Here is a 5,079-nt window from a genome sequence, read left to right as displayed (position 1 = left end):
ATTGACAACCATCTGCGAGACCACGCTCGAAAGCGTCTCGGCGTTCGCAAAGAATCAGCCGTTGCAGAACAAGGTGAAGGTCGGATAGAGGGGCGTGCCCACGCGCACTGAATTCTGGCATGCGAGCGCGCGTGGTGCATCCGGTATGCAGGAGTGAGAACGCGGAGTAAATTGTGTTTGCAGCTGGTATCGCCGTCGCCGTGGTTGTCGCAGTGATGGGTGCAGTAGCGTTCGCTTCGTTCAACGACGCGGACGCCAAAGTTCGCTAACCAGTCATCCCGACGCTGGAGAGCCTCATGACAGATATCGCACTTGCACGCAAAAATGCATGCCTCACAGTGGTTCGCGCGGTTTTGACGGACTTGATTGACGACAGCAATCTAATCGACGCGGCTCTACGTGTTGCGGATTACGAAGCAGATGATCTTGAAGGCAAGATCACCGAGACGGATGCTGTACTACTTGCTGTCGCGGCACTAACCAAGGTCAATCGCACGATGCGCGAGTGGTCCGACGTGGACGGTAACTCGATGGACGAGATGAGAGTCGCAGAATTTGTCATCGATGAACAAATGAACGGGTACGACCGCGCAGCCAATCCACATAAAACGACTTCCTCCGCGGTAAGAATCCGGGCGCGAGCGGCCGCAGTGATTCCGCGAATGGAGTCCCCGTTGCGGCCCGTTCACTGAGGCGCGAGCGTTGCCGATGCGGGCAGTGTTTCCGCGGCGGGAAAGCGGGAGCGGATGCGTCCAATTCTAGACGGTCGGCGATGCAGCTTTGCCGTCGTCGTGCTGGTCAGATCCAGCCTTCGTTCATCAATCTCAGCTCCACCATGCGGTATTGGAAGAATCGACAACGAATCCTGTTGTCAAAATCCTCAGAAAGCATCATTGATCCCAACAGTCGGACCGTTTCCGGGTCGGGCCAATCGACTTCGTTATGCAGTAAATCTTTGACATCTCTCCAGCCGCAACCGCATGTAACAGCGAATACCTTGTCATCATCGGCGCGTGCAGAAAACCGTTTTGATTGTGAACGCGCCTTGCGTATAGAGTCTGAGAGGCACGAATAACTGGCTTCGGTGCTTCAGTTTCTCAACCGTAAACTCGCCGCTTCGTGGTCTAAGTCGAATCCCTCACGGCATTTTTTTCGATTCTTGATCGCAGACTAATCTAGCCTCGTCCAGGGGATTTTACCGCTCCGGTTCACGGGTAATTTTGCTACGAGGCGTTCATGCATGTTGATCATGTTTGCTCCCTCCCCAGGGCTTCCGCAGACCGGCTGAATGGCCGTTATACCTTCGGAACCTGCCCGATACTTGCGATTGAGCGAGAGTCGGCAACGGGTCGAAAGTACGCATTCGTTGATGTCACAGCGGTCGTTCGCGATGGCTGCTGTCAAACGACCGTTGTCCCGCAGAAAGCGGGCATCCCAGCGTCAACATCCGGACGGCGGCTTTGGCCGATGAGGGACCATTGACCTTCGACAAATGTCGCGGGTAGGTCCGAAGCGTGCTAACCCCGCTAAATCGGTCGCCCATTGGATGAACATCCATTCCGCGACTAGCCGGTGACTCGTGCGATATGTAGGCCGTGACCTGCGGCTGCGCTAATCACGATCGCTTGATGCAACACCTGCGCTAACGATCAACGTTGTTGTTAACCCTATTTCAATAACGCAACTAACCGTCAATTCGCGGCGCGTCACCCTTGCCAATCAACTGCATGCTTTGCATGGGGACGGGGGCATTTTCCAGATGCGCTGTTCGATGAGCACGCTAGGGCGGCCGCGCATTCATGGACTGCGCGCATTGCCGTTACGCTCTGATACCCTGGCGACGACGGTATGACGTTCACCGCGCGCCCCGGGCAGGTCGCCTCGATCATGTTCTCCCGAAAATCCTCACCGTTCGGATCCAACTGGTGCGGCACATCCCTCACGTACGCTGTCCAAAAGCCGCATCGAGCTGTCGTGCCCGCTTCACTTCGTCGCCCTGCAGATAGATCGAGGTCGTGGCGATCGATGCATGACGCAGGTTGTCGCGCACGGTCGTCAGCTCCGCACCGCGGGCGAGCGCGTGCGTCGCATGCGTATGCCGCATCCAGTGTGGACTGGCCCGCCGCAGCTTCTCTGCAAGCGGTGCGTGGTCGGCTTCCATCAGTCCGGCCGCCTGGTGGAAAAACCTGCGCATCACGTGCCACAGCCGCGCAGGGGTAATGCCGTCACTGTCTGTTTCGTCGCCCAGTCTGGCCAGCAGCGAAACCTTCGGCTGCCAGCGTGCAGGCGTCACCGGCAAGCCGCGCTGCAGCAGCGACTGTTCGAGTGCGTGCCGCGCGAGTGGCGGCAGCGCAACCTTGCCCGGCCGGCTGCCTTTGCCAATCAGCCGCAGCCAGTGATCGCCATTCGCATCGGTCAGCACGTCGCCCAGTGTCGCGCTGACCAGTTCGCCCGCGCGCAACCCGGTCGCGTACGCGAAATCAAGCACGAAGCGTAAGCGCTGCGCAGCGGTGGCTTCCCAGCCATACGACCATTCGAGTCCATCGGCGAGCGAGCGCACAATCTGCCATTCACCATCCGTGAAGCCGCGCGACGTGTCGAGGGGTGCCACCCGCGTGCGTCCACGAACCTTCACGCCGGCAAAGGGATTGGCCAGTACGTAACGTTGTTCGATCAGCCAGCGGAACAGGGCGCCGAGCACCGACAGCGCGTAGGCCGCCGAGCGCGCCGAGAGACTACGGGCAAACGGGCGCCAGTCAGGCGCGTGACGCGGGCGGGGTGATCCGACCCAGCGGTTGCGTGGCGAGGGCGCGAGGATAAACGCACGGTAGGCGATCGCGTCTTCAGTAGTCAGCGACGAGAGCGCCCGGTGACGTTCGACGATTGCCCAGAGAATCAGCCGCTCGGCCTCCTTGCGGTAGGCGCGTTGCGTGGTCGGCGCCTCGTGCAGCGAGAGCCAGGCCTGCACCGCCTCGTAATCGTTGTTTGCGTCGAGTGTGCAGGCGCTGCGCGGCGCGCGGAAGGTCCCGTCGGTGCCGTCGACCCCGGGTGGCACGTGAATGGACTCCCACGGTGCGAGGACATTGTGGGGCGCGACATCTCGCACGGACACGGCGGTCCGCTGACTGGCGACCAGCGCACGGGCCCGCTCCGTGAGACTGGGATAGGCGGCGAAGAAAGCTTCGATCTGCCTTGCAGTGGCCGCACCGAGCCCCTCAATGGCACGCCACCATTGACGGCGACGCGGCACACGCACGGTGAGATCGGCGAGCGTCACGATGCCGTGGGCGCGCAGTACGCGCACGGCCCGCGGACGCAGCCACTGACCAATGTCGTCGGTGATCTGCGGTTGCGCATCTGCGAGACCGGGCAGCAGGGTGATCGCGTGCAGCACGGCGGTGCTTCGTTCGGTACGTTCGCTGGCCGGGTGGCTGAATAATGCGACCAGGTCGGACCTGTTACGCTCATGTGCAAAGGCGGCGAGTTGCCGGCGGATCCGGCCGAGAATACCGCGCGCGCTTGCGCCAGGGACAAGCAGCACGTGCGGCAGGTAGCGTTCGACCGTGTCGCGCGAAGACAGGCCCGCGTACCAGCCGCGCAGTGCGGCGAGCGCATCGGCGTCGGGCAATGACGACGCGGGTGCGATATTTCTGGAGGAGGGCGCGCGGCGCCTCGGGGTGTGACGCGTTTTCATGAGTGTGAGTTTAGGACATAAACGGACCTATTGTGATAAGAAGGATTATCTCAATAGCACTGTTTTGAGGTGCGTTTCCGGCAGACGTATCTTTACAAATCGCCGGCGCGCACGTTAGAGAGGGGCGGGCGAATCCGCTCCGGCACACCGACGTAACTCGCTTACTCCGCCCGACGCCGGGATCGAAATGGGGTGGGCGACCCTATCTCCGTCGACGTAATGGCCCGCCCGATCGCGATCTTTTTTACCCCGCGTCACCCGTCCGACTGTGATAAAACAGCGCGCGAATGCGCCGTCGGCTACGCATGAGTCCATTCGGGAGTAGAGGTTGAGAAGGAAGTCAGGGAACGGGTCACAGGTCATCGCGCTACGCGTCGAGCCGACAATCGAACAGCGATTGAGACTGCTGGCGGAAACCACAGGGCGCAGCGAGTCGTTTTTTCTCAAGCAGTTGATCGAGAAGGGCATCCACGCGATGGAAGACGCCTGGCTGCCGCGGGAAGTGGTTGCGCAGGTCCGCAGCGGGAATCTACCCGCACAGCAGCATGGCACAATCTTTGATCTGTTCGACAATTCGATTCGTGACCGGTGAGCAGGGGCCGCAACGGATGCGTAATTATTGGTGCTTTAACGGCGTCTGCGGACACGGACACTGCGGTTTTTACGCGCTTTTTTACTCCTTCCCTCCGGCACCACCCGCTCCATCAAACTGGACGGCGCATAGCGGTCACGGCCGATCTCTGGCGCCGAAGAATCCGTACTGGCGACCGAACCGGTGTGATGGGGCGGGACGTCACGCGGCACGCCCGGTATGCCTAACAGAAGACGCGGAACACACGGAGCTCGGCTGACTGGGTTCCGCTGCGGCTTGCGCCGTTCGGACCGCGGAGCTTGAGGTCTGATCGGATAACCACGGATTTAAGCCATTAAATGCAGTTCTGATAGTTGGCAGTTATCAAAACTGCGCGGGTCTCCCAAGAATCGTTCACGCCGTGCCATGTATCCGGCGTTTATGGCCAGCGCGGACGACGTGACTTAATCGGCAGGGCGGATTCAGCGGGATCTAGCGTAAGTGTGTCGATGCACGGTGGCAGCCGGGTAGGGGAGGGCCAACGTTGCATGAGCAGTGACAAGCGGGGAGCGGAGGCCGTCGCAGCGGCAAGGTGACGAGCAGGTAGCGGTGCGGCTGACAATCGACTCGTTCATCACGAAGGCGATCATGAAAGATGGAGCCGTTCAACAAATTGGCCGCGGATCCTTGCCGCCTGGGAGCGCGCCGGGCGACGGCTTGAACCTTGGGCGGTACAGCAGGTACAGGCATTGCGGTCGTTGACCGTTCGCCCGTTCCCACTACGCTCGACGCACGATATTTCGCCCAGCCGATA

The 5,079-nt window shown here is 60.7% G+C and carries 3 protein-coding genes; 2 read left to right on the top strand and 1 reads right to left on the bottom strand.

Going from position 1 to position 5,079, the window contains the following annotated elements; genetic code table 11:
* Positions 1 to 296: 296 nt before the first annotated feature.
* Positions 297 to 692: a hypothetical protein gene (locus P0D73_RS45875; RefSeq protein WP_408321178.1), complete on the top strand. Its 396-nt coding sequence runs from the start codon at positions 297 to 299 to the stop codon at positions 690 to 692.
* A 1,247-nt stretch (positions 693 to 1,939) separates the two neighbouring features.
* On the opposite strand, the gene P0D73_RS45870 is transcribed toward P0D73_RS45875, so the two are convergent.
* Positions 1,940 to 3,694, bottom strand: a complete 1,755-nt coding sequence (locus P0D73_RS45870; protein WP_408321179.1) for a site-specific integrase — start codon at positions 3,692 to 3,694, stop codon at positions 1,940 to 1,942.
* A 397-nt stretch (positions 3,695 to 4,091) separates the two neighbouring features.
* Between P0D73_RS45870 and P0D73_RS45865 the strand changes: the two genes are divergently transcribed.
* A complete protein-coding gene (locus P0D73_RS45865; protein ID WP_408436309.1) occupies positions 4,092 to 4,286 on the top strand; it encodes a YlcI/YnfO family protein in 195 nt (64 codons plus the stop codon).
* Positions 4,287 to 5,079 lie beyond the last annotated feature (793 nt).

Source organism: Paraburkholderia sp. RL18-101-BIB-B (assembly GCF_046026985.1).
Lineage (GTDB): Bacteria > Pseudomonadota > Gammaproteobacteria > Burkholderiales > Burkholderiaceae > Paraburkholderia.
Note: the sequence above shows the minus strand (reverse complement) of the source record. Positions and strands in the feature narration are given on the sequence as shown.